This window comes from Janibacter zhaoxuefangae (assembly GCF_050271985.1).
Classification (GTDB): domain Bacteria; phylum Actinomycetota; class Actinomycetes; order Actinomycetales; family Dermatophilaceae.
The window spans coordinates 1,733,853-1,757,612 of the sequence record NZ_CP189849.1 but is presented as its reverse complement, the minus strand read 5'-3'; the positions used below and the strand labels follow the sequence as shown (position 1 = coordinate 1,757,612).

20 protein-coding genes and 1 riboswitch are annotated in these 23,760 nt (G+C 71.9%); of the genes, 10 read left to right on the top strand and 10 right to left on the bottom strand.

What is annotated here, in order from left to right:
• Positions 1-49: 49 nt before the first annotated feature.
• Positions 50-1,336, top strand: a complete 1,287-nt coding sequence (gene clpX, locus ACQBAS_RS08255; RefSeq protein WP_427383325.1) for an ATP-dependent Clp protease ATP-binding subunit ClpX — start codon at positions 50-52, stop codon at positions 1,334-1,336.
• Positions 1,337-1,386: 50 nt separating this feature from the next.
• Complete coding sequence (locus tag ACQBAS_RS08250) at positions 1,387-2,109, top strand: hypothetical protein (RefSeq protein ID WP_427383324.1); 723 nt, start codon at positions 1,387-1,389, stop codon at positions 2,107-2,109.
• 42 nt (positions 2,110-2,151) lie between these two features.
• Here ACQBAS_RS08250 and valS read toward each other — a convergent pair whose 3' ends face one another.
• Entirely contained in the window at positions 2,152-4,776 is a 2,625-nt protein-coding gene (valS, locus tag ACQBAS_RS08245; RefSeq protein WP_427383323.1) for a valine--tRNA ligase, read from the bottom strand.
• Between the two features lie 103 nt (positions 4,777-4,879).
• On the opposite strand from valS, the gene ACQBAS_RS08240 reads away from it, so the two are divergent.
• A complete protein-coding gene (locus ACQBAS_RS08240) occupies positions 4,880-5,632 on the top strand; it encodes a lysophospholipid acyltransferase family protein (RefSeq protein WP_427383322.1) in 753 nt (250 codons plus the stop codon).
• A 24-nt stretch (positions 5,633-5,656) separates the two neighbouring features.
• Here the strand turns inward: ACQBAS_RS08240 and ACQBAS_RS08235 are convergent, their stop codons facing one another.
• From ACQBAS_RS08235 to ACQBAS_RS08210, 6 genes are read right to left on the bottom strand one after another with little or no spacing between them, the layout of a single operon-like run.
• On the bottom strand, positions 5,657-6,196 hold the full coding sequence (locus ACQBAS_RS08235; protein ID WP_427383321.1) for an NUDIX hydrolase family protein: 540 nt from the start codon (positions 6,194-6,196) through the stop codon (positions 5,657-5,659).
• A gap of 22 nt (positions 6,197-6,218) precedes the next feature.
• A complete protein-coding gene (locus ACQBAS_RS08230; protein ID WP_427383320.1) occupies positions 6,219-7,037 on the bottom strand; it encodes an ECF transporter S component in 819 nt (272 codons plus the stop codon).
• Complete coding sequence (locus ACQBAS_RS08225; protein ID WP_427383319.1) at positions 7,034-8,767, bottom strand: ABC transporter ATP-binding protein; 1,734 nt, start codon at positions 8,765-8,767, stop codon at positions 7,034-7,036. The genes ACQBAS_RS08230 and ACQBAS_RS08225 overlap by 4 nt, the downstream gene beginning before the upstream one ends.
• Positions 8,764-9,960: an energy-coupling factor transporter transmembrane component T gene (locus ACQBAS_RS08220; RefSeq protein WP_427383318.1), complete on the bottom strand. Its 1,197-nt coding sequence runs from the start codon at positions 9,958-9,960 to the stop codon at positions 8,764-8,766. Before ACQBAS_RS08220 ends, ACQBAS_RS08225 begins: the two co-directional genes overlap by 4 nt.
• Positions 9,957-10,892, bottom strand: coding sequence for a hypothetical protein (locus tag ACQBAS_RS08215; RefSeq protein ID WP_427383317.1), 936 nt, complete (start codon positions 10,890-10,892; stop codon positions 9,957-9,959). The genes ACQBAS_RS08220 and ACQBAS_RS08215 overlap by 4 nt, the downstream gene beginning before the upstream one ends.
• Entirely contained in the window at positions 10,889-12,217 is a 1,329-nt protein-coding gene (locus ACQBAS_RS08210) for a hypothetical protein (RefSeq protein ID WP_427383316.1), read from the bottom strand. The genes ACQBAS_RS08215 and ACQBAS_RS08210 overlap by 4 nt, the downstream gene beginning before the upstream one ends.
• 102 nt (positions 12,218-12,319) lie before the next feature.
• A riboswitch (cobalamin riboswitch) is annotated at positions 12,320-12,386 on the bottom strand.
• A gap of 333 nt (positions 12,387-12,719) precedes the next feature.
• Here ACQBAS_RS08210 and ileS point away from each other — a divergent pair.
• Genes ileS through ACQBAS_RS08195 form a run of 3 tightly spaced genes read left to right on the top strand, consistent with a single transcriptional unit; the run spans position 12,720 to position 17,993 of the window.
• Complete coding sequence (ileS, locus tag ACQBAS_RS08205; protein ID WP_427383315.1) at positions 12,720-16,058, top strand: isoleucine--tRNA ligase; 3,339 nt, start codon at positions 12,720-12,722, stop codon at positions 16,056-16,058.
• Positions 16,055-16,579 carry an N-acetyltransferase family protein gene (locus ACQBAS_RS08200; RefSeq protein ID WP_427383314.1) on the top strand — a complete coding sequence of 175 codons (525 nt, stop codon included), beginning with the start codon at positions 16,055-16,057 and terminating at the stop codon, positions 16,577-16,579. The genes ileS and ACQBAS_RS08200 overlap by 4 nt, the downstream gene beginning before the upstream one ends.
• Positions 16,580-16,604: 25 nt before the next feature.
• Complete coding sequence (locus ACQBAS_RS08195; protein WP_427383313.1) at positions 16,605-17,993, top strand: bifunctional folylpolyglutamate synthase/dihydrofolate synthase; 1,389 nt, start codon at positions 16,605-16,607, stop codon at positions 17,991-17,993.
• A 38-nt stretch (positions 17,994-18,031) separates the two neighbouring features.
• Here the strand turns inward: ACQBAS_RS08195 and ACQBAS_RS08190 are convergent, their stop codons facing one another.
• Positions 18,032-18,673 carry a cation transporter gene (locus ACQBAS_RS08190; protein ID WP_427383312.1) on the bottom strand — a complete coding sequence of 214 codons (642 nt, stop codon included), beginning with the start codon at positions 18,671-18,673 and terminating at the stop codon, positions 18,032-18,034.
• Between the two features lie 97 nt (positions 18,674-18,770).
• Between ACQBAS_RS08190 and ACQBAS_RS08185 the strand changes: the two genes are divergently transcribed.
• On the top strand, positions 18,771-19,124 hold the full coding sequence (locus ACQBAS_RS08185) for a DUF4233 domain-containing protein (protein ID WP_427383311.1): 354 nt from the start codon (positions 18,771-18,773) through the stop codon (positions 19,122-19,124).
• A 23-nt stretch (positions 19,125-19,147) separates the two neighbouring features.
• On the opposite strand, the gene ACQBAS_RS08180 is transcribed toward ACQBAS_RS08185, so the two are convergent.
• Positions 19,148-19,657, bottom strand: a complete 510-nt coding sequence (locus ACQBAS_RS08180; RefSeq protein WP_427383310.1) for a MarR family winged helix-turn-helix transcriptional regulator — start codon at positions 19,655-19,657, stop codon at positions 19,148-19,150.
• Between the two features lie 115 nt (positions 19,658-19,772).
• Between ACQBAS_RS08180 and ACQBAS_RS08175 the strand changes: the two genes are divergently transcribed.
• The gene (locus ACQBAS_RS08175; RefSeq protein ID WP_427383309.1) at positions 19,773-21,044 is read left to right on the top strand and encodes an MFS transporter; all 1,272 of its coding nucleotides are present in this window, start codon (positions 19,773-19,775) and stop codon (positions 21,042-21,044) included.
• 32 nt (positions 21,045-21,076) lie between these two features.
• Here ACQBAS_RS08175 and ACQBAS_RS08170 read toward each other — a convergent pair whose 3' ends face one another.
• On the bottom strand, positions 21,077-21,625 hold the full coding sequence (locus ACQBAS_RS08170) for a helix-turn-helix domain-containing protein (RefSeq protein WP_427383308.1): 549 nt from the start codon (positions 21,623-21,625) through the stop codon (positions 21,077-21,079).
• 81 nt (positions 21,626-21,706) lie between these two features.
• Between ACQBAS_RS08170 and ACQBAS_RS08165 the strand changes: the two genes are divergently transcribed.
• Positions 21,707-23,308: an FAD-dependent oxidoreductase gene (locus ACQBAS_RS08165; protein ID WP_427383307.1), complete on the top strand. Its 1,602-nt coding sequence runs from the start codon at positions 21,707-21,709 to the stop codon at positions 23,306-23,308.
• 143 nt (positions 23,309-23,451) lie between these two features.
• A complete protein-coding gene (locus tag ACQBAS_RS08160) occupies positions 23,452-23,760 on the top strand; it encodes a nucleoside-diphosphate kinase (RefSeq protein WP_427383306.1) in 309 nt (102 codons plus the stop codon).

The window sequence follows — 23,760 nt, the reverse complement described above, 5'->3', positions numbered from 1 at the left end:
ATCGATGGGCCGCCCGTCCGGGTGGGCCAGGCAAGGAAAGGATGCGGGCGTGGCACGAGTGAGCGAAGGTGGCGACCTCCTGAAGTGCTCTTTCTGTGGGAAGAGCCAGAAGCAGGTCAAGAAGCTCATCGCCGGGCCCGGCGTCTACATCTGCGACGAGTGCATCGACCTCTGCAACGAGATCATCGAGGAGGAGCTGGCCGAGTCCAGTGACCTCGGCCTCGACGAACTGCCCAAGCCGCGCGAGATCTTCGACTTCCTCGAGACCTACATCATCGGGCAGGACCAGGCGAAGCGGTCCCTGGCCGTCGCGGTCTACAACCACTACAAGCGCATCCAGTCGATCGAGGCCTCGGCGGGCAAGCGCGACGCCGACCACGTCGACATCGCGAAGTCCAACATCCTCCTGATCGGGCCCACGGGCTGCGGCAAGACCTATCTCGCGCAGACCCTCGCCAAGATGCTCAACGTCCCCTTCGCCATCGCGGACGCGACGGCGCTGACCGAGGCCGGCTACGTCGGCGAGGACGTCGAGAACATCCTGCTCAAGCTCATCCAGGCCGCTGACTACGACGTCAAGAAGGCCGAGAGCGGGATCATCTACATCGACGAGGTCGACAAGATCGCCCGCAAGAGCGAGAACCCGTCGATCACCCGCGACGTGTCGGGTGAGGGCGTCCAGCAGGCGCTGCTGAAGATCCTCGAGGGGACGACCGCCTCCGTGCCGCCGCAGGGCGGGCGCAAGCACCCCCACCAGGAGTTCATCCAGATCGACACGACCAACGTGCTCTTCATCGTCGGTGGCGCCTTCGCCGGCTTGGAGAAGCTCATCGAGTCGCGCAACGGCAAGAAGGGGCTCGGCTTCGGCTCCGAGCTGCACAGGCCGAAGGACCTCGCCACCTCGATCGTCGAGGTCATGCCCGAGGACCTCATGAAGTTCGGGCTGATCCCGGAGTTCATCGGCCGCCTGCCCGTGATCACGACCGTCACCCCGCTCGATCAGGACGCCCTCGTGCGCATCCTCACCGAGCCGAAGAACGCGCTCGTCAAGCAGTACCGCAAGATGTTCGAGATCGACGGTGTCGAGCTCGAGTTCACGGACGACGCCGTGGCGGCCATCGCCGACCAGGCGCTGGCTCGTGCCACCGGTGCCCGCGGTCTGCGCGCGATCATGGAGGAGGTCCTCATGCCCGTCATGTTCGACGTCCCCAGCGACGACGGCATCGCCCGCGTGGTCGTGACCCGCGAGGTCGTCGAGTCCAACGTGCTGCCGACGATCGTGCGGCACGACGACGAGGCGGCCGGCGGTAAGCGGAAGCAGAAGCGCTCCGCCTGACGGCCGCTCGGACGATGGACTGAGCCCGCGCCTCGCGAGAGGATGGCCGCGTGAGTGCGCCCGGATTCCAATTGCGCAGCGGCGACACCGGACCCGTCCAACAGAGCCCGGTGACGTGCGGTTCCGCCTGCCTCACGGTGGCCCGCATGCTCGTTGATCCCGCCTTCGCCCGGTGGATGACCACGGGTGAGCCGCGCCTGCCGGGACTACCCGTCCGGGCCACCGAGCAGGAGCGTTTCGCCGCCCACGAGCGGCTCGTGCTGGCCCGCACGAACGGGGTGCGAGGGTGGGACGGCTCGTGGTCCCTGCCCTGGCCGAGGTCGCTCGGGACGCCGCCGTGGGGAGCCCGTCGCGAGCTCGAGTTCGGAGCCTCGCGCAACGGCACGACCTACGAGACCGTGGTGCTGCGCGGTCGGCGCCCGGCGGCTCTCGCACGGGGATTCCACCGGCTGCGGGAGGTCGTCGCCCACGGGGAGCCCGCGCTGCTCTTCGTCGGCGACCGCTGGCTGCCGCGCCACGTGACCCTGGTCCTGCCGGGCGACGGCGGCGCCGCGCTCGACGTCTACGACCCGGGGACCGGTCGGGTCACCGAACTCGACGCCGGCGAGTTCCGGCGCCGCGACCTCCACCTCAGCGGTTGGTCGCACCCCTGGATCGCCGTGCAGCCGACGGGGCTGCGTCGGGTCCCCGTGACGACGACGTCCGCCGAACGCATCCGTCACCTCCTGCCGCACCCGAACGGGCCGGTCCCGGAGACGATGACGCTCCCATGAGCAGAGCCCCCCGCCGTCGGCGAGGGGCTCCGCTCATGCGCGTCAGTCCTTGGGTGGCTTGACGAAGGGGATGATCTGCGGGTCGCGCAGCTCCACGGCCTCGCCGTCGGCGTAGGTCAGGTCACCCGTGACGCGGCCGGCGGCGCGCAGGTCGCCCTCGCCGAGGCGCACGAGCTCGAGCGTCGCAGCGGGACCCACGAGGGTCGCCGCGGTGATTTCGCTGCGCATGCCGACCTTCGCGTCGGACTTGGCCTTGCGGACCTGGCTGAGGGCCTCGCCGACGGCCGGCAGCACGGCGGCGTTGCCGCCGGAGATGGCGACCTCGTCGGCGGTGGGCCACGGCGCGCGGTGGACCGAGCCCTCGTGCCACCAGGACCAGACCTCCTCCGTGGCGTAGGGGAGGAACGGCGCGAGCAGGCGCAGCAGGGCGTCGAGCGCGATCCGGAGCGCGGCCCGGGCCGAGGCGGCGTCCGCGGGGTCGACGTCGGCACCCTCACGGCCGCCGTAGGCGCGGTCCTTGACGAGCTCGAGGTAGTCGTCGCAGAAGGTCCAGAAGAAGGTCTCGGTGACCTCGAGGCTGCGGGTGTAGTCCCACTTCTCGAAGCCGGCCGTGGCCTGCTCGATGACGGTGGCCAGCGCCGCGAGGACGGAGGCGTCGAGGGGGTTGGTGACGGCGGCCCGCAGGTCGCCCTCGACGTCGCCGAAGGTCAGGGCGAACTTGCTCGCGTTGAGCAGCTTGATGGCCAGGCGGCGGCCGACCTTCATCTGTCCGGTGTCGTAGGCGGCGTCGGTGCCGAGGCGGCCGCTGGCCGCCCAGTAGCGCACGGCGTCGGCCGAGTGCTCGACGACGACGTCCTCCGGGGTCACCGCGGTGCCCTTGGACTTCGACATCTTCTTGCGGTCGGGGTCGAGGATCCAGCCGCTGATCGCGGCGTTCTTCCACGGCGCGGTGCCGTGCTCGAAGTGGGCGCGCACCGTCGTCGCGAAGAGCCAGGTCCGGATGATGTCGTGGGCCTGAGGACGGACGTCCATCGGGAAGACCTTGGCGAAGAGCTCGGGGTCGTCGCGCCAGTGGCCGGCGATCTGCGGGCTGAGGGACGAGGTGGCCCACGTGTCCATGACGTCCGGGTCGCCGGCGAAGCCGCCGGGCACGCCGCGCTGGGACTCGTCGTAGCCGGGAGCAGGCTCATTGGCGGGGTCGACGGGAAGGGCGTCCTCGGCGGGCACGATCGGCGCGGAGTGGTCCGGCTGACCGTCCGCGTCCAGCGGGTACCAGACGGGGATCGGCACGCCGAAGAAGCGCTGCCGGCTCACGAGCCAGTCACCGTTGAGTCCCTCGACCCAGTTCTTGTAGCGGGCGCGCATGAACTCGGGGTGGAAGTCGATCTCGTCGCCGCGGGCGACGAGCGCCGCGTTGAGGTCCGCGTCGCGGCCACCGTTGCGGATGTACCACTGGCGCGAGGTGACGATCTCGAGCGGCTTCTCGCCGCGCTCGTAGAAGTTGGCCTTGCGCTGGGTCTTCTGCGGCTCACCCTCGAGGTCGCCGGACTCGCGCAGGGCGGCCACGACGGTCTCGCGGGCCGAGTGCACGGTCTGTCCGGCCATGTCCGCGAAGACGGAGCGACCGAGGTCCTGCTCGAGCCACTCGGGCGTCTCGGACTGGATGCGCCCGTTGCGGGTGATCACCGAGCGCGTCGGCAGCTGCAGTTCGCGCCACCAGATGACGTCGGTGAGGTCACCGAAGGTGCAGCACATGGCGATGCCGGCGCCCTTGTCCATCTCGGCCGCGCGGTGGGCCACGACCGGGATCTCGACGCCGAAGAGTGGGCTCGTCACGGTCGTGCCGAAGAGGCTCTGGTAGCGCTCGTCGTCGGGGTGGGCGATGAGGGCGACGCAGGCCGGGAGCAGCTCGGGACGGGTCGTCTCGATGTGCACGGTCTCGCCGTCGGGGCGGTGGAAGGCGACGCGGTGGTAGGCGCCGGGGTAGTCGCGAGCCTCGAGCTCGGCCTGGGCCACGGCGGTCTGGAAGGTGACGTCCCACAGGCCCGGGGCCTCCGCGGTGTAGGCCTCGCCGCGCGCAAGATTGCGCAGGAAGGCCTGCTGGGCGGTGGCGCGGGAGTGGTCGTCGATGGTGCGGTAGGTGATCCCCCAGTCGAGGGAGAAGCCGAGCCGGCGGAAGAGGGACTCGAACGCCTCCTCGTCCTTGACGGTGAGGATGTCGCAGAGCTCGATGAAGTTCTGGCGCGAGATCGGCTTCTGGTCGGCAGCCTTGATCGACTTCACGTCACCCTGGAAGGGCGGCTCGAAGTCGGGGTCGTAGGGGAGCGTCGCGTCGCCGCGCACGCCGTAGTAGTTCTGCACCCGCTTCTCGGTCGGCAGACCGTTGTCGTCCCAGCCGATCGGGTAGAAGACGTTGAAGCCCTGCATCCGCTTGTAGCGCGCCATGCAGTCGGTGTGCGTGTAGGAGAAGACGTGACCCATGTGCAGGGAGCCGGACGCGGTCGGCGGTGGCGTGTCGACGGAGAAGACCTTCTCCTTCGCACCGTCACGGTCGAAGGCGTAGACCTGCTCCTGCTGCCATACGGCACCCCACTTGTCCTCAAGGCCGTCGAGCGACGGCTTGTCCGGGACGGAGACAGCACGGGGTGACGTGAGGGAGTCGGTCATGGGCGGCATCTTCCCACCTCCGTGGTCGACCTCACCAACCGGTGGCCGGACGACGCGGTGGACGGGCGCCCCGGGGGATGCGCGGCGCCGTAGGGTTTGGGCCATGGAGCCCGGATACCAGAGCGTCATCGTCGCCGCCCGCACTGCCTTCTTCGCCCAGGGCCTGTCCTTCAGGGTCCGGGGCGAGGAGCACGTCCCGAAGACCGGCGGCGCCATCATGGCGATCAACCACACCGGTTACCTCGACTTCCTCTACGCCGGCCTCGCGGCCCGCAAGAGCGGTCGCTACGTCCGGTTCATGGCGAAGAAGTCCATCTGGTCGCACCGCTGGGCCGGCAAGGTGATGCGCTCCCTCAAGCACATCCCCGTGGATCGCCAGGCCGGGGTGGCCGCCTTCCAGATGGCCGTGCAGCGACTCAAGGACGGCGAGATCGTCGGCGTCTATCCGGAGGCGACGATGTCGCGTTCCTTCGAGATCAAGGAACTCAAGACGGGTGCGGTCCGCATGGCGCAGCTGGCCGGGGTGCCCATCCTGCCGACCATCGTCTGGGGCGCCCAGCGGGTCTGGACCAAGGACAACCCGAAGAACCTCAAGCGCAGCAACATCCCGATCTTCGTCACCGTCGGTGAGCCGTTCCACATCGCCAAGGGGGAGAACGCCAAGGACGCCACGCTCCGGCTGCGCGAGGTGATGCGGACGATGCTCGACGAGTCCATCGCCGCCTACCCCGAGATGACGGGCAGCGACCTTGCCTTCCTGCCGGCCCGGTTCGGCGGGACGGCGCCCACGCCGGAGGAGGCCTTCGCCCACGACGAGCGGGACATGAAGCGCACCAAGGACGAGTTCACCGACTGAGTCGGTCCCGCGCCTCTCGTCCGCTCAGATCGGGTGGCCGAGGTGGGCGAGGGCCTGGCGGAGCAGGACCCCGTGGCCGCCGTCCATGTCCTCGATGACCGACGGACGGGCGGCCTCCTCGGGCGTGAGCCAGGCGAGGTCGAGGGCGTCCTGCTGCGGCGCGCAGTCGCCGGTCACGGGCACGATGTAGGCCAGCGAGACCGCGTGCTGGCGGGGGTCGTGGTACGGCGTGATGCCGGGGGTGGGGAAGTACTCGGCGATCGTGAAGGGCTGCGGGCTGGCGGGGACCTTGGGCAGGGCCACGGGACCGAGGTCCTTCTCGAGGTGGCGCAGCAGCGCGTCGCGGATCCGCTCGTGGTACATCACGCGGCCCGAGACGAGCTCGTGGGCCATGCCGCCGCTGCCCGAGGCGCGCAGCAACAGGCCGACGGCGGTCACGGTGCCCGAGTCCTCGACCCGCACGGGGACGGCGTTGACGTAGAGGATCGGCACGCGTCCGCGGACGCCCTCCAACTCCTCGCGGGACAGCCAGGACTCGTTGCGGTCGAGCTCGATCGGTGCCATACGGCGATTGTGCCAAAGGCTCTCAGCGGTGCTCGGCCGCCCGCGCCGTGTCGACGAAGCGGACCGGTGCCTCGAAGGCCGCCCGCCGCGAGGCCCGGCGCAGGGCCCCGAGCACGGAGCGCCCGGTGATGAGGATGAGGACGGCATTCGTCAGGGCCCGGCCGAGGTCCCAGCCGACCGAGGTGGTCAGCGTGAAGGTGAGGAAGCGCGTGAGGTTCTCGGTCACGGGCGCTCCCGGCACGAAGGTGAGCGCCGCCTCGCCCTGGGTGCTGAAGGGCCAGAAGGAGAAGTTGAGCGCGACGCCGTAGAGCAGTCCGGCCACCGCGCCGTAGGCCGCGAGCATGGCGACCTCGAGGCGCCCCTTGGCCGGGGGGAGCAGTCCGGCGCCCAGACCCACCCAGGCGGCACCGAGCATCTGGTACGGCAGCCACGGACCGATCCCGGCCGTGAGCAGGGCCGAGGCGAAGAGGGTGATGGCCCCGAGGGCGAAGCCGAAGCCCGCGCCGAAGACGCGGCCGGCGAGGACGAGGAGGAAGAAGACGGTCTCGAGGCCGGCCGCGCCGGCCCCCATGGGGCGCAGCACGGCCCCCACCGCGGCGAGGACGCCGAGCAGGGCGATGGCCTTGACGTCCATGCCGCCGTCGGACATCTCGACGAGGACGACGCCGAGCACGACCGGCAGCAGGAGGGCGAAGAGGAGTGGCGCGGTGCCGCCGCCCGTCGCGCCCGGCGCGGGCGTGAGCACGAGCGGCCACAGGAAGGCCATGAGACCGATGGCGGACGCGATGACGACGGCGGCCAGCGACCGGGGCCGCAGCCGGATGGCGGCGCCGCGACTCACGGCGCGCCGCGCCCGAGTGCCGCGACGACGTGGTCGACGGTGAGCCACGGACCCGGCGCCGTGATCTTGGCGACCTGCGGTGCGAAGGCGGGCGAGGACACGACGACCTCGGCCGTGGGGCCGTCGGCCACGACCTCGCCGCTGGCCATGACGACGACGCGGTCGACGGCCTCCGCGACGAACTCGACGTCGTGGGTGGCGACGATGACCGAGCGTCCCGCGGCGGCGAGGTCGCGCAGGACGTCGCGCAGGGCCGCCTTCGCGCCGTAGTCGAGGCCACGGGTGGGCTCATCGAGCAGGAGCAGGCGCGGGCCGGCCGTGAGCTGGACGGCGAGGACGAGCGCGAGTTGCTGGCCCACGGACAGGTCGCGGGGGTGGCGCGCAGGGGGGATGCCGGGGGCGATCCGGTCGAGCAGGGCGGCGCAGGTGCCGGCGGTGGCCCTGGACTCGGTGTCGGCCTGGGCGCACTCGTCCGCGACGGTCTCGAGGTAGAGCAGGTCGCTCGCGGTCTGCGGCACCATCCCGACGAGGCGGCGACGGTCGGCGGCCGACAGCGCGGCCGGGTCGACGCGGGCCGCGTCACCGGTCTGTCTGGCTGTCCGGGGTTCGGGTGCACGGGGTGCGGGGACGGTCACCTCACCGGCGTCGCGCGGTCCGCTGCCCTGGAGAGCCCAGAGCAGGGTCGACTTGCCGCAGCCGTTGCGACCCATGAGGGCGACCACCTGACCATCCGGGACGCTGAGGTCGACCCCGGCGACGGCGGGAAGGTCGCCGTAGGTGACGACGACGCCGCGGGCGCTCAGGGCGGCTTCCCCGGGAGTGGCCACCCGGGCATCCTCAACGGTCTCCTCGGCAGCAGCCCGGTGGCTCGACGCCTGCTCGCCGTCGGCGAGGCGGTCCCGCAGGTCGTGGGCGCGTCGACGGGCGTCGCGCACGGACAGCGGAAGAGGAGACCACTGCGCCCAGCGGCCGAGTTCGACGACCGGTGGCGCGACGCTGGCCGTGACCATGGCGGTCGCCGGGTCGGCGTGCGTGACGTGACCGTCGGCGACGTGCAGGACGCTGTCGGCGTACTGAAGGACTCGCTCGATGCGGTGTTCCGCGACGACGATGGTGACGGCGAGGTCGTGGGCCAGTCGGGTGATCGAGGCGAGCACCTCCTCGGCGCCGGTGGGGTCGAGCGCGGACGTCGGTTCGTCGAGGACGATGACGCGCGGGTGCGTGGTGAGGACGGCGCCGATGGCCACGCGCTGCTGCTGCCCACCGGAGAGCTCGGCGAGGGCGGCCCGCCGCAGGTCCGCGATGCCGAGGACGTCGAGGGCCTCCTCGACGCGCTTGCGCATGGTCGCCGCACCCAGGCCGAGCTGCTCCATGCCGTAGGCGAGCTCCTCCTCGACGGTGTCCGTGACGAATCCCGCGAGCGGGTCCTGCCCGACGACACCCACGAGGTCGGCGAGGTCGCGCGGTCGGTGCGTCGAGGTGTCCCGGCCGTGCACCCGCACGGAGCCCGCGAGCGTGCCGCCGGTGAAGTGGGGGACGTGCCCGTTGATGGCGCCGAGCAGCGTCGACTTGCCTGACCCGGTGCGGCCGACGACGAGGGCGAGCTCGCCCTCTTCCAGCTCGAAGGTGACGTCGCGCAGGGCCGGTGTGGCCTGGTCCGAGTAGGTGATGGTGACGCGGTCGAAGGCGATCGCGGCGGCCGGGCGGGACCGGGGGAGCGGGGTCGTCACGGGGTGCCTCTCTGGGTGCCCGTCGGCGTGAGGGTGGATCTCGCCGATCGGGAAACGGACTGGGGAGCCTGGCGGACGGCCGGGCGCGACCGGTGCGTCGGCGGCTCGGGGGTGACGAAGGCGGGCAGGGCCGCCACGAGGAGCCCGGCGACGGCGAGCAGGGGCACGGCGGGGGCGGCCAGAGGCTGCAGCGGCATCTGGAGGTCCTCCGGGCTCACGTGGGCTGTCGCGAAGGCGGCCGCGGCCGCGACGACGCCGCAGCCGACGGTGATCCACTCCGGGGCCAGCCACGGGTCGGGGCGGTAGCGCGTGCGGCGCACCGCGCGGCCACCGAGATGGATCCCACCCGCCATGGCCGCGAGGCCGAGCACGAGGGCCGGCAGGCCGAGCACGGACGGGCTCGAGGCGTCGAGCAGGCCGTAGACACCTAGGCACACCCCGAGGAGCCCGCCCAGTGACAGGACGCCGATGACGCGGCGCGGGCCGACGCCGATCTCGCCGCGGCGGCCGAAGCCGCGGGCATCCATGGCCGCAGCCAGGAGCAGCGAGCGGTCGAGCGTGTCCTGGAGGACGGGCATGGCAACCTGCCGGAAGGCGCGCAGACCCCCCTTCCCGTCGCCGCGCAGCCGCCGCGCTCGCATCACGCGCTGGACGCTCTCGGCGAGTTGGGGCGCGACGCTGACGGCCACGACGAGCGCGCTGCCGATGTCGTTGAGTGCGCTCGGCAGGGACGCGAGCAGCCGCTTGGGGTTGGCGAGAGCGTTGGCGGCGCCGATGGCGCAGATCATCGTGGCCAGACGCAGGCCCTCGAGGGCGGCGCCCAGGAGCGACTCGAGGCGCAGGGTGCCCAGCAGCGTGATCCCGGCGGCCCACGAGGGGAGCGTGAGGGTCGGCAGGTCGAGCAGGACGGTGTCGCCGTACTTGAGGCCGACGAGGACGTGCAGGACGATGCGCACGACGACGATGACGATCCCGAGCGTGACGTACAACCGGAAGGCGCGACCCCAGGGAGTGTCGGACCGGCGCGACACGACGACGAGCCAGAGCACGGCGAGGGTGAGCGCGAGGACGAGGGGGTTCGTCGTCAGGGACACGCTGGCGGCGAGGCAGATCGCCCACGCCCACCAGGCACCCGGGTGCAGGCTGCGCGCGAGGACCGCGCGCCGCCGGCGAGGGCCAGTGGCCGTCGTCACCCGCGCCGTCGGGCCACGACGACACCGGCCCCGAGGACGGCCGCCACGAGGAGGCCTCCCCCCAGGAGGGCCCACGGCGTGCCGCCGTCGTCGTCGGATGGGTCCGCGGTCGCCGACGTGGTCTGCCCGTCCTCGGCCGTCGCGCCCGACGTGGACGAGGCGGCTCCGCTGCGCGTCGAGGTCGCGCTCGCGTTCGAGGCACTCTTCGTGCCGGTGCTCGTGCGTCCTTCCTTGCCGCCGGTGCTCGTGCTGCTCTCGCCCGTGGCGCCGGCGGAGGTGGAGCCGGTGGCGCCCGCGGACGTCGGCCCCGCGGCGGTGCCCGTGCCCGTCGCACGTCCGGTGCCACTGCTCGTCGAGTTGGTCGTGTTCCGGGGTGTCGCGGTCGTCGTCGGACGCGACGTCGCCGTGGGCGTGGTCGTCGGCTGGGGTGTGCTGGTCGGCTTCGGGGTCGACGTCGCCTTCGCGGCCGGGGGAGCAATGGCCGGGGCGGCGCCGCTGCCCCAGCGCCAGCCCTCGACGGAGCCCGGGGCGGGGTTGTGGCCGCCGGCGCCCGTCGAGCTGTACTGCCACGAGCCGCCCGGCTGGGCGTGCCAGTAGGACCAGGACGCGTTGGCGGGGGAGGCGACGACACAGTCGTCGGTGCCGGCGCCGGGCTGGCCGTTGATCCGGCACACGAACCCCGGCGCGCGCGTGGGGAAGACGTAGCTGAAGCCGGCGCCGGCGAGCGCGTCGAGGCCCGTCGACGGATCGCCCTGGGCGCAGCCGACCGAGGTCGACCCGTTGGGGAAGGTCACGACGACGGTGACGCCGGACGTGCCCGAGCACGCCGCGGCCTGTGCCGGACCGGCCGTCGCGAACCCGAGCGCGGTGGCAAGGGCGAAGCCGACGGCGACGACCGTGCGCAGCGCCGTGGCCGCGGGACGCCGGATCATCGGTGGGCGCCGCGTCGCCGCACTCCGAGGAGGAGGGCGCCGCCCGCGGCCAGGACGGCGAGGACGCCCGCGCCGACGGCCGGCAGCGGGGAGGTTCGCGCGATGCCGTCGGTCTGCACGACGGTGGGGATGAGAGGCGTGTTCTCGATCGGGCCGGTGGTGTCGTCGGTCGGCGTCTCGGTGGAGCCGGTCGGCTCGTCCGTGGAGCCCGTCGGGTCGTCGCTCGGGTCGTCCGTCGGCTCGGGCTCGGTGGCGCACTCGAGCACCGGCGCGGTGGCGCTCTCGCCGGCGGCGGTCGCGGTCGTGTAGTCGGTGTCGGTCAGGCCGAGCACGGCCTGCGTCGTGGCGCGCACGTCCTGGTCCGCCACGGCGTCGTCGCCGGAGGCGAGACGGGCGTCGAAGGCGGCCTGGTCGTAGGCGATCCCGCCGCGCACGGCCGCGGGGAAGGAGCAGTCGTAGACGAGGCCCGCGACCCAGGCGCGCGCAGCGGTGGCCTCGGCGTCGAGGCCGGCGATGCGGAAGGCGGCGGCCGCGAGGCCGGTGCTGTTGCTGTTCGGGGTGTCCGTGCTCGTCCCGCCGTTGACGCTGCCGTCAGCGGCCTGCTTGCCCTTGAGGTAGGCGGCGGCCTCGGCGATGGCGTCGTCGTGACCACCGACGACGGCGAGCGCCTGGACGGCGATCGAGGTGACGTCGGGGTCGGACACGCAGGCGTCGCCCGTCAGTTCGAGGCGGAAGCCGCCGTCCGCGCACTGCTGCTGGAGCAGGAAGTCCACGGCCGCTGTCGACGGGTTCGCGCCCGCCCGCTGGAGGCCGATGAGCGCGAAGCCCTGGCCGATGGCGTTGGAGTAGTCACCCCAGGGCGAGACGTCCGCGTAGTGGCCATCCGCGCCCTCGGTCGACTGCACGGCGGCCACGAGGTCCCGGCCACCGACGTTGGACGCGTCGACGCCGCGGGCGGTGAGGAGGGTCAGCAGCTTGCCCGCGGAGCCGGCGTAGACGTCCGTCCCCGCGCCGACGTAGTCCGCCGAGTTGGCGACCACCCAGGCGGTTGCCGCCGTGGACTGATCGCCGGCGACGCCGGTGGCCGTCAGGGCGAGTGCGGCGTCGACGGTCAGGCCGTGGTCGGCGTAGACGTCGGTGCCGTAGGTCGTCGAGAGGTGGTCGCCACCCGCGGTCAACTGGGTCGCGAGGAAGCCCGCGACGTGGGCGTCGGTGGGCGTGTCGGCCGCAGCCGGCATGGCGTTCATGCCCAGGATCGCGCCGGCGGTGACGGCGAGCGCGGCGCCGCGCACGAAGGGGGCGCGGGGGAAGGTGGTCTGTGCCATGGGGAGGGCCTTTCGGGTGGGACATGGCCTGCACCCGAGTGACGTGCCTCGGGCTCGACCCGCTGCCTCGACGGGTTGTGGTTGAGCCGCTCGCAGTCCACAGGTGTTCCGGCTCGTCCCGAGTGGGACCTACGGTTGCGGGTCAGCGCCGGAATCGGACCGGCTTCCCCCGTGGGTGCGCGTGGTGCCCCCTGGAAGGGGACCGGCCCAGTGTACGCGGCCGGCGCGACCCCCTTCGTCCATGCCGTTAGACTGCGGGCAGCAGCGTTTGAGCCGTCATCAGCGGCGAGCTTCCGGGAGAACGGGCGGGGCGACCTTCCTCAGTAGATCCGGACGGGTGGGCCCGTCAGAGCCTGGGACAAGAGTGGTCACGAACCTCTCGGCAGCCGCCGCGGGATTCGGGACAACTGAGGTGGTACCGCGGTGCCGTCGACGAACCCGTCGACGCGTCGTCCTCGTGCAGGATCCGAGTTGACGACGCCACCCGCAGGAGAGCCCGCCCATGACCTACCCCAAGGTCTCCAGCACCCCGGACCAGACCGCCACCGAGTCGCGCCCCGGCGCCGCGCTCGGCGTGCCCGCGAGCCCGCGCTTCCCCGAGATCGAGGAGCGGATCCTCGCCCACTGGGAGCAGGACGGCACCTTCCGGGCCTCGATCGATCAGCGTGACGGCGGCGCGGACGGCGGCAACGAGTTCGTCTTCTACGACGGCCCGCCCTTCGCCAACGGCCTGCCGCACTACGGTCACCTGCTCACGGGCTACGTCAAGGACGTCGTCCCGCGCTACCAGACGATGCGCGGCAAGCGCGTCGAGCGCCGCTTCGGCTGGGACACCCACGGCCTGCCGGCCGAGCTCGAGGCCATGCGCCAGAAGGGGATCAAGACCACCGACGAGATCCACGAGCTGGGCATCGAGGAGTTCAACGACGCCTGCCGCCAGTCGGTCCTGATGTACACCGACGAGTGGCGCGAGTACGTCACCCGCCAGGCCCGCTGGGTGGACTTCGACAACGACTACAAGACGCTCAACCCGGACTACATGGAGAGCGTCATCTGGGCGTTCAAGTCCCTGCACGACAAGGGTTACGTCTACGAGGGCTTCCGCGTCCTGCCCTACTGCTGGAACGACGAGACTCCGCTGTCCAACCACGAACTGCGCATGGACGACGACGTCTACCAGATGCGCCAGGACCCGGCCGTCACCGTCGGCTTCACGCTCGAGACGACGGGCGAGGACCCGGTGCTCGACGGCGCCCACCTGCTCGTCTGGACGACGACACCGTGGACCCTGCCGTCCAACCTCGCGGCCATGGTCGGCTCCGACATCGACTACGTCGTGGTCGAGGCGGCCGTCCCCGGCACGGACACCACCGCCCGCTACGTTCTCGCGCAGGCTCGCCTCGGCGCGTACGCCCGGGAGCTCGGCGAGGAGCCGCAGATCCTCGGAACCTACCGCGGCGCGGACCTCGTCGGTCGGAGCTACACCCCGCCGTTCTCCTACTACGCCGGTCACGAGAACGCCTTCCGGATCGTCGCGGCCGATGACGCCGTGACGACGACCGACGGCACCGGGGTCGTGCACACCGCCGGCGCCTTCGGTGAGGTCGACAAGGAGGTGACCGACCGCGAGGGCATCGAGGCGGTCATGCCGGTCGGCAAGGACGGCCGATTCACCTTCCCGGTGACGGACTACGAGGGCCTCCAGGTCTTCGACGCCAACGCGCCCGTGATCGACCACCTCAAGGCGGCCACCCGCGCCGAGGGCGACGCCGGCTCGGTGAGCCCCGGCACGATCCTGCTGCGCCGGGAGACCTACGACCACTCCTACCCGCACTGCTGGCGCTGCCGCGAACCCCTCATCTACAAGGGCGTCTCGTCGTGGTTCGTCGAGGTGACCGCCTTCAAGGACCGCATGGTCGAGCTCAACCAGCAGATCCGCTGGGTCCCCGAGCACATCAAGGACGGCCAGTTCGGCAAGTGGCTCGCCAACGCTCGCGACTGGTCGATCACCCGCAACCGGTTCTGGGGCTCCCCGGTGCCGGTGTGGAAGAGCGACGACCCGACCTACCCGCGCCTGGACGTCTACGGGTCCTTCGAGGAGATCGAGCGTGACTTCGGGCGCATCCCGCGCGACCGCGACGGGCAGCCCAACCTGCACCGCCCCTTCGTCGACGACCTGACCCGACCCAACCCGGACGACCCGACCGGGCGTTCCACCATGCGCCGCGTCGAGGACGTCCTCGACGTGTGGTTCGACTCCGGCTCGATGTCGTTCGCGCAGAACCACGTCCCGTTCGAGAACGCGGAGTGGTTCGAGCACCACTTCCCGGGCGACTTCATCGTCGAGTACATCGGCCAGACCCGCGGCTGGTTCTACACGATGCACGTCCTGGCGACGGCACTCTTCGACAAGCCGGCGTTCTCCTCGTGCATCAGCCACGGGATCGTGCTCGGCTCCGACGGCAACAAGATGAGCAAGTCGCTGCGCAACTACCCGGACGTGCGCGAGGTCTTCGACCGGGACGGCGCCGACGCCATGCGCTGGTTCCTCATGTCGAGCCCGATCCTGCGCGGCGGCAACCTCGTCGTCACCGAGCAGGGGATCCGCGACGGCGTGCGCCAGGTGCTCATGCCGCTGTGGAACTCGTGGTACTTCTTCAGCCTCTACGCCAACGCGGCCAACGGCGGCGCGGGCTACGACGCGCAGTGGTCGACGGCCTCGACCGACCCGCTCGACCGTTACCTGCTGGCCACGGTGCGCGAGTACGTCGAGACGAGCCAGGACCAGCACGACGCCTACGACATCGCCGGCGCGTGCGAATCCACCCGCAACGTCCTCGACGTCCTGACGAACTGGTACATCCGCCGGAGCCGCGAGCGCTTCTGGGACACCGGCTCCGCCGGTGAGGGCGCGAAGGGGGCCGAGCAGGCCTTCGACACCCTGTACACCGCGCTCGAGGTCATCACCCGGGTGGCGGCGCCGCTGCTCCCGCTGGTGACGGAGGAGATCTGGCGCGGCCTGACGGGTGGACGTTCGGTCCACCTCGAGGACTGGCCGGACGCGTCCCTCCTGCCGCAGGACCACGCCCTCGTCGAGGCCATGGACATGGCGCGCGACGTCTGCTCGGTCGCCTCCTCGGTCCGCAAGGCGGAGAAGCTGCGCGTGCGCCTGCCGCTCAACGACCTCACGGTCGTGACGGCGAACGCCCGGGCGCTCACGGAGTTCGCGGCGATCATCGCCGACGAGGTCAACGTCCGGACCGTCACGCTCGTGGAGCTCGACTCCGCGGACGCCCAGGACTTCGGTGTGCAGCAGCGACTCTCGGTCAACGCCCGCGCGGCCGGCCCGCGTCTGGGTAAGGACGTGCAGCTCGCGATCAAGGGCAGCAAGTCGGGTGACTGGTCGGTCGGCGACGACGGCACCGTCACGGCCGGCGGCCTGGCCCTCGTCGAGGGCGAGTACACGCTCGAGACGGTCGTGGGCGACGGCGGTGACGGCTCGAAGGCCACCGCCGTGCTGCCCGGCGGCGGCTTCGTCGTGCTCGACACGACCGTCACGCCCGAGCTGGCCGCCGAGGGCCTGGCCCGCGACGTCATCCGTGTCGTCCAGCAGGCCCGCCGCGACGCCGGTCTCGACATCAGCGACCGGATCAGCCTCACCGTGCTCGGTGACCAGCAGGTCTGGGAGGCCACGGTGGCCCACCAGGGGCTCATCACCGAGGAGACCCTGGCGACGCAATTCGGGTCGGCCGCCGACCTGACCGCGCTCCCCGGGCAGGGCATCGAGGCGACCGTCGGTGACGGCCAGCCCGTGCGGGTCATCGTCTCGAGCCTCTCGTGAGCCTCGGCGGGCGTGGCGCTGCGGCGGGAGTCGACGCCGCAGGCCACGACGTGGTCATCCGGGAGGCCACGGGCAACGACCTGGCCGACGTCGTGCACGTCGGCCACGTCACGTGGCCCGCGACCTACCGCGAGGCCTTCGGTGACGAGTTCATCGAACTCGGGCTGGCGAAGTGGTGGACGCCGGAGGCGACCATCCCCGCGATCCGCGCCGGGCGGTGCCTCGTCGCCGAGGTCGACGGCGAGGTCGTCGGCATGGCCAGTTACGGGCCTCTCGAGGGCCACGCCGTGCTGTGGAAGATCTACGTCCTGCCCGCGCACCATTCGCGCGGCATCGGCCAGTTGCTCATGGACGAGGTCGTGGCGCGCGTGACGGGGGAGTGGGACGAGCTGCGGCTCTCGCACTACGCGGGCAACGACCGCGCCCGCTCCTTCTACGAGCGCAACGGGTTCGTCGAGTTCGAACGGGAGGAGATGGGGGCGGGCATGCCCGTCTCCGTCTGGATGCGCCGACCCCTCTGAGTCCGACGTGAGGGACAATCGGGCCATGCCAGCCCCCGATGCACCCCAGCGTGAGGCCGCCCGCCAGCTCGAGCTCCGTCGTCGGATGCGCGAGGTGGAGACCGATATCCTCGCCCGCACCCCCGAGCACGATCTCGAGCCGAGCCTCGACCGGATCGCGCAGGTGATGGAGTTGCTCGGCGACCCGCAGCGGTCCTACCCCGTCATCCATGTGACGGGCACGAACGGCAAGTCCTCGACGACGCGGATCATCGAGCGGATCCTGCGCGAGACGGGGCTCAACGTGGGCCGCTTCACCTCCCCGCACCTGCACAGCCTGCGCGAGCGGATCAGCATCGGCGGCGAGTCGATCCCGGCGGAGAAGTTCCTCGCCGCCTATGACGACGTGCTGCCCTTCATCGAGACCGTCGACGCGGCCTCCGCGGCGGCGGACGGTCCGCGGATGACCTTCTTCGAGGTGCTCGTCGCGGTGGCCTACGCCGCCTTCGCCGACGCCCCCGTCGACGTCGCCGTCGTCGAGGTCGGCATGGGCGGCGGTTGGGACGCCACCAACGTCATCGACGCCCAGGTCAGCGTCTTCACACCCGTCGCCCTCGACCACCAGCACTTCCTCGGCGACACGATCATCGAGATCGCCACCGAGAAGGCGGGCATCATCAAGGCCGACGCGATCGCCGTGAGCTCGGTGCAGGACGAAGGGGTCCTGGCCGTCCTCGCCGAGCGGGCCGAGGAGGTCGGCGCTCGGCTGACCGTCGAGGGTGTCGACTTCGGCGTCCTGACGCGCGACGTCGGCGTCGGCGGTCAGCAGCTCTCCGTGCGCGGCCTCGCGGGCGACCACGAGGACCTCTTCCTCTCGTTGCACGGCACGCACCAGGTGCACAACGCCGCGCTCGCGGTGGCCGCGGTCGAGGCCTTCCTCGGCGGGGGAGAGCAGACCCTCGACGACGAGGTCCTGCGGGCGGCCCTGATGGACGTCACCTCGCCCGGTCGCCTCGAGATCGTGCGGCGCTCGCCGACGGTCCTCGTCGACGCGGCGCACAACCCCTCCGGTGCGCTCGCCCTGCGTGAGGCGCTCGAGGAGGAGTTCACCTTCGTGCGTCTCATCGGCGTCGTCGCGATCCTCAAGGACAAGGACGCCCAGCAGATCCTCGAGGCGCTCGATCCCGTGCTCGATCACGTCGTCGTGACGCGCTCGTCCTCACCGCGCTCCATGCGGCCCGAGACGCTCGGCGCGCTCGCGGCCGAGATCTTCGGTGACCACCGGGTCACCGTCATCGAGAACCTCCCGGACGCCCTCGACCACGCCGGCGCACTCGCCGACGACGGTGGCGGCGTCGGCGGTGGGGTCCTCGCGACGGGGTCCGTCACCACGGCCGCGGACGTGCGGATGCTGTTGGGGCGCAACGAGGTCTGACGTCGGTCGGTAGACCGACGAGCTGATTCGGCGACCGCTCAGTCGATCTCCTCGCCGGCCAGGGCGCGGGCGGCGAGGCGCTCCTGCGCGGCCAACTCCCACACCTCCCGCGCGGCGAAGACGTTGATGAGCACGATGACGGTGCCCAGGACGACGTCGGGCCAGCCGGACCGGGTCACGGCCGTGATGACTCCCATCGCGATGATCGCGAGGTTGACCGCCACGTCGTTGCGCGCCGAGAGGAAGGCGGCGCGCGTCAGGCTGCCGGAATGGCGCCGGACGCGGAGCAGAATCAGCGCGCTGATGCCGTTGATGACGGCGGCGCCGCCGGCGGTCACGATGAGGCGGGTGACATCGGGGGCCGTGGGGTCGGCCACCTTCTCCACGACCTGCCAGATGGCGGCCGCGGCCGGGACGAGCAGGATCAGCGCCATGACGTGTCCCGCCGTCGCTCGGTTGCGCAGGGACCAGCCGAGGGCCAGGGCGATCAGGAGATTGACCGCCGTGTCCTCGAGGAAGTCGACGCTGTCCGCGATGAGCGAGACCGACCCGATCGCCAGGGCCACGCTCGCCTCGACGAAGAAGTACCCGAAGTTGAGGGCGGCGACGGTCAGGACGGCACGCCGCATGGTGGCGACGGGCAGGGTCGGGGGATCCTCGGCGCTCTCCTGATCGGGCATGGGGTCCATCCAAGCACCGGGCCCGGGTGGGGCGAGCGCCCGCGGCCGGGTGCCGGCGGCGGACGACGGCTCGGGCGCAACACCTAGGCTGACGCCCATGTTCTACGGCCTCCAAGGAAAGTTCACCTGGCGCATGCTCGCGACGATCCTCGCGGGCGAGGGCCTCGTCGTCTTCTTCGGCGCACTGGTGGCCCGTGGCCTCGGTCAGGTGAGCGAAGGGGGCGGCACCGGCGGCTTCGCGGCACTGTGCGTGCTCGCGCTCGCCTGTGTCGTCGCGTCGGGGATGATGCGGCGCCACCCGTGGGGAGTGACGCTGGGGTGGATCCTGCAGGCGCTCGTGATCGCCTCGGGACTCATCGTCCCCATGCTCGGGCTCGTCGGGGCCCTCTTCGCACTCGTCTGGGTCCTGTCCCTGCGCAAGACCCGCCAGATCGACGCCGCCACGGCCTGAACCGCCGGAGGGCGCCGGTCCGTTCAGTCGGTCGTGAGCCGGTCGAGGTCGCCGATGACGACCTCGAGGAGGTCACCGAGCTGATGGCGCTGCGCGCCGCTGAGACCGGCGAGGACGTCGGACTCGACGACGTCCGCCTCCCGGACGGCTCGGGCGAAGAGGTCCCAACCCTCCTTCGTCAGGTGCACGAGGACGCGGGTGCGGTTGCTCGGGTCCGGCGCGCGACGGACGAGTCCGCGCTCACCCATCCGGTCGAGGCGGTGCGTCATGGAGGACGCCGCGACGAGTGAGGCCTCGGCGAGCTGGGTCGGTGTCATTGGCTCCTCGCCCGACTTCGCGAGTGCGGAGAGCACCGTCCACTCGCCCTGGCTGATGCCGAGGTCCACGAGTTGGTGCTCGTACCACTGGTCGAGCTTGCGAGCCACGAGCGTCAGCGCGGTGATGACCCGCTGCGTCGAGGCATCACCGCCGGCCGCGACGTAGGTCGCGACGGCCTGGCGGTGGCGCTGCGCATCGGTTCGTCGTCCGGACATGGGCGCCATCCTCGCACTGGTTCACGTCTGCGGGAGCGTGGACGGGGGAGCCCCCGACAGGAGGTATTATTTCGAAGTCGAAATATTCGTGTTCGAAATGAAGGTCGAGAATCCCGTGCGCGCCCGTCTCCTCATCCTCGCGTCCTCCGTCGCCATGATCGGTTGGGGGACGGTGTTGCCCTACCAGTACGCCTACGCCTCCGAGGGGCGGAACTGGGGGACTCTCGTCGCGGTCGGGGCGGCCAGCCTGTTCTCGCTCGGGGCCCTGCTCGCGGCACCCGTCGGCGGCCGGCTCGCCGATCGGCACAACCCCGTCGCCATCGCGGCGTGGGCCCGCGCGGCGGCCGCCGTGGCGCTCGTCGGGCTCGCCTTCGCGGACTCGGCGACCGCCTTCCTCCTCGGCATGGCAGCCTTCGGCGTCGGCGTGACCGCCGCCGGACCGGCCCAGTCGGTGCTCGTCCTCCTGTGGGTGCCGAGTGCGGGCCGGCGCAAGATCTTCGCCTGGCAGTTCACCGGTCAGGCGCTCGGCATGGCCGTGGGCGCGTTCGCCGCCGGCTACCTCGTCGACCTTTCCCGCCCCGACGGCATGGACACCGCCTTCCTCCTCGCCGGTCTCGGCTTCCTCGCCTCCGCCGTCACCATCGTGGCCGCGGGGTGGGGTGCGCCGCGGGCCGAGGCCACGACGGTGCCCGCCCCCGCGGACGCGGAGCGCTCCGGCGCACCCGGCGCCGGTGCGGCCGCCACGGTGCGCGCCCTCTGGGCCGTGCCAGCGCTGCGCTGGACCGCGCTCGTGACGGTGACCCTCGCGCTGGGCTTCTACGCGCAGTTCGAAGCGGGCCTGCCGGCCTACGCCCTGACCGTCCTCGACCTCGACGAGCGCTCCATCGGACACGCCGCCGCGATCAACTGCGTCGTCATCCTCGCGCTCCAGATGGTCGTCGTCCGGTTCACCGCGCACCGCAGCAGCGCATCCCTGCTCATGGTCGTCGCGACCGTGTGGATCGCCTCGTGGCTGTTGCTCTCCCTGGCCCAGCTGTCTCCGCAGCACGCCGCGACCATCTTCATCACGACCTTCGGCGTCTTCGCCGTCGGCGAGACGATGTACGCCCCCGTGCTCAACCCCCTCACGGCATCCCTCGCCCCGGAGGGGATGGTCGGCACCACCCTCGGCGTCTTCGCGGCGCTCCAGACGGGGATCTCGGCCGCCGGCCCGCTCGTCGCGGGAGTGTTGCTCGGGGCCGGGCTCGGCCAGGCGTTCCTCGGGATCCACCTGGGGATCAGCGCGGTCGCGCTCTTCGCGGCGTGGCGACTGCGGGCGTGCCTGCGCGCCGAAGTCCCGACTGACCTGAACGTGCGGACGCGTGAGGACGCGGCCCTCGCCGCCTGACCTCCCGGCGGCGACGGGGCCACTCCGGCGCGTCAGGCGTGCCGATGGACCCGCTGGCCGTCCCGGTCGAAGATCATGATGACCTCGGCCGGGCCGTCCACCGCCATGAAGGAGTGCGGCGTCATCGTCGCGAACTCGGCCGCCTCGCCGGCCTCCACGATGATCACGCGCTCGCCGAGGAAGAGCCTGATCCGCCCCTCGAGGACGAAGAACCAGTCGTGCCCGGGGTGGACCCTCTGCTCCGGCGCCCGATCGCCCGGCTCGAGCCGCATCTTCATCGCCGCCGTCGTCCCGGTGGCCTTGGTGAGCATCCACGTCGTGTGGCCGTGCTCGCGGCTCGGCGTCGGGCGGATGACGACGTCCTCGTCGACGTCCTCGGCGAGCAGCGTCTCGACATCCGTCCGCAGGGCGCGGGCCAGGGGGAGGAGGACGTCGAGGCTGATCGCGCGCTTGCCCGTCTCGATCCGGCTGATGGTCGACGGGCTCAGGTGGGAGCGCTCGGCGAGGTCGTCGAGCGAGAGGGACTGGGCGGTGCGCAGGCCTCGCAGTCGGGTGCGGACGGTCTGCTCGATCTCGCTCATGGGCGCTCCTCGGCGGTACTGGACCTTGCGAATACTGCAAGGGACTATGCACTATACGCCAGAAGGACCTACCGTGGCGGCATGAGCGCCCCCCACGAGCACCCCCGCACCCCCGCCATCGAGAGGCACGTCGACGTGGCCGTGATCGGCGGATCCGCCGCCGGCCTGGCCGCGGCCCTCCAACTCTCCCGGCAGCGCCGATCGGTCATCGTCATCGACTCCGGTGAGCCCCGCAACGCACCGGCCTCGCAGATGCACAGCTACCTCGGGCACGAAGGGCGGTCGCCGGCGGACTTCCTGCGCATCGCCCGCGAGGAGGTGCGCTCCTACGGCGCCGAGGTGCTCACCGGCCGAGTCGTCGACGTCACCCGCGATGCCGAAGGCTTCCGCGTCGGCCTCGCCGGCGGGCACGTCGTGCGGGCACGGCGGGTCGTCGCCGCCACGGGTCTGCGCGATGAGCTGCCCGACATCCCGGGGTTGGCCCGGCACTGGGGCCGCGCGGTCATCCACTGCCCCTTCTGCCACGGGTACGAGGCGCGCGACGGGCGCATCGTCTCGCTCGTGACCTCAGAGATGGGCCTGCACCCCATCCCGCTGCTGCGACAGCTCACGGACGACCTGACGGTGCTGGTCCACGAGGGCGTGGCGGCGGACGAGCCGCAACTGCAGATCCTCCGGGACGCCGGCGTGCGGGTCGTCGTGGCTCGGGCGCAGGAGGTCGTCAGCGACGAGGCGGGGACCCTGCGGGAGATCCGCCTCGAGGACGGCACCACCATCGCGGCGGACACCATCCTCGTGGGGACCCGCCTGCATGCCCGGGTCGACCCCTTCGTGGGGGTGGGGCTCGTGGCGACCGAACACCCCACTGGCGTCGCGACGTACGTCGAGGCCGATCCGATGACCGGGGCCACGTTCGTGCCCGGCCTCCATGTGGCGGGCACCCTCGCCGAGCCGATGCTGCAGGTGCTGCCGGCGGCCGCCGCGGGCAGCCGGGTCGGCAGCATGGTCAGCGTCGACCTGGCCCGGGAGGACCTCGAGGGGGCCGCCCGACCGAGCGCGCACGCCGCGGACTGGGACGGACGCTACGCCGGAGATCAGCAGTGGAGCGGCAACCCCAACGGCTCGCTCGTCGCCGAGGCCACCGGGCTGACGCCGGGCGACGCCCTCGACGTCGGCGCGGGCGAGGGGGGCGACGCGATCTGGCTGGCCCAGCAGGGCTGGCGGGTGACCGCCGCCGACATCTCCGCACGCGCCCTCGAGCGCGTCGGCGCGGCCGCGCGGGACCGGGGGCTGGAGATCGGCCTGGTGCAGGGCGACGCCAACGCGGCGGACCCCTTCGCCGGGGTCCGGTACGACCTCGTCACCGCGGCCTACGCGTCCTTCCCGCGGACCCCGGACGGCCGGGCCGTGACGAACGTCCTCGACGCCGTGGCGCCCGGTGGCACCCTGATCGTCGTCAATCACGACCCGCAGGCGATGGCGGCGGCCGCGGCGCATCCCGACCCCGATCGGACCCGGCCCTTCGACCACGAGGCGTTCGTGCGCACCGAGGACGTCGTGGCCGCGATCGCCGAGCGGGACGGGTGGGTGATCGAGGTCCACGAGCGTCGAGACCGCCCCGCGGGGGCGGTCTCGACCCATCACGTGCACGACGTCGTCCTGCGGGCACGCCGAGGCGTCTGACCCACTCTGGGTAGGGTGACCATCGTGACTGCGCAGACCGAACGTTCCCTCGTCCTCGTCAAGCCCGACGGCTACCGCCGTGGCCTCTCCGGTGAGTCCTCCGCCGCATCGAGGCCAAGGGCTACACGCTCGCGGCGCTCGCGGTGACGACCCCGACCCGTGAGCAGCTCGCGGCTCACTACGCCGAGCACGAGGGCAAGCCCTTCTACGAGCCGCTCCTCGAGTTCCATGAGCTCGGGCCCGGTGACGGCCGTCGTCGTCGAGGGTCACGGCTGCATCCCCGGCTTCCGCGCGCTCGCCGGCGCCACCAACCCGACGAGGCGCTGCCGGGCACGATCCGCGGCGACCTCGGGCGCGACTGGGGCAAGAAGGTCCAGGAGAACATCGTCCACGGCTCGGACTCGCCGGAGTCTGCCGCGCGCGAGATCGCCATCTGGTTCCCCTCCCTCTGA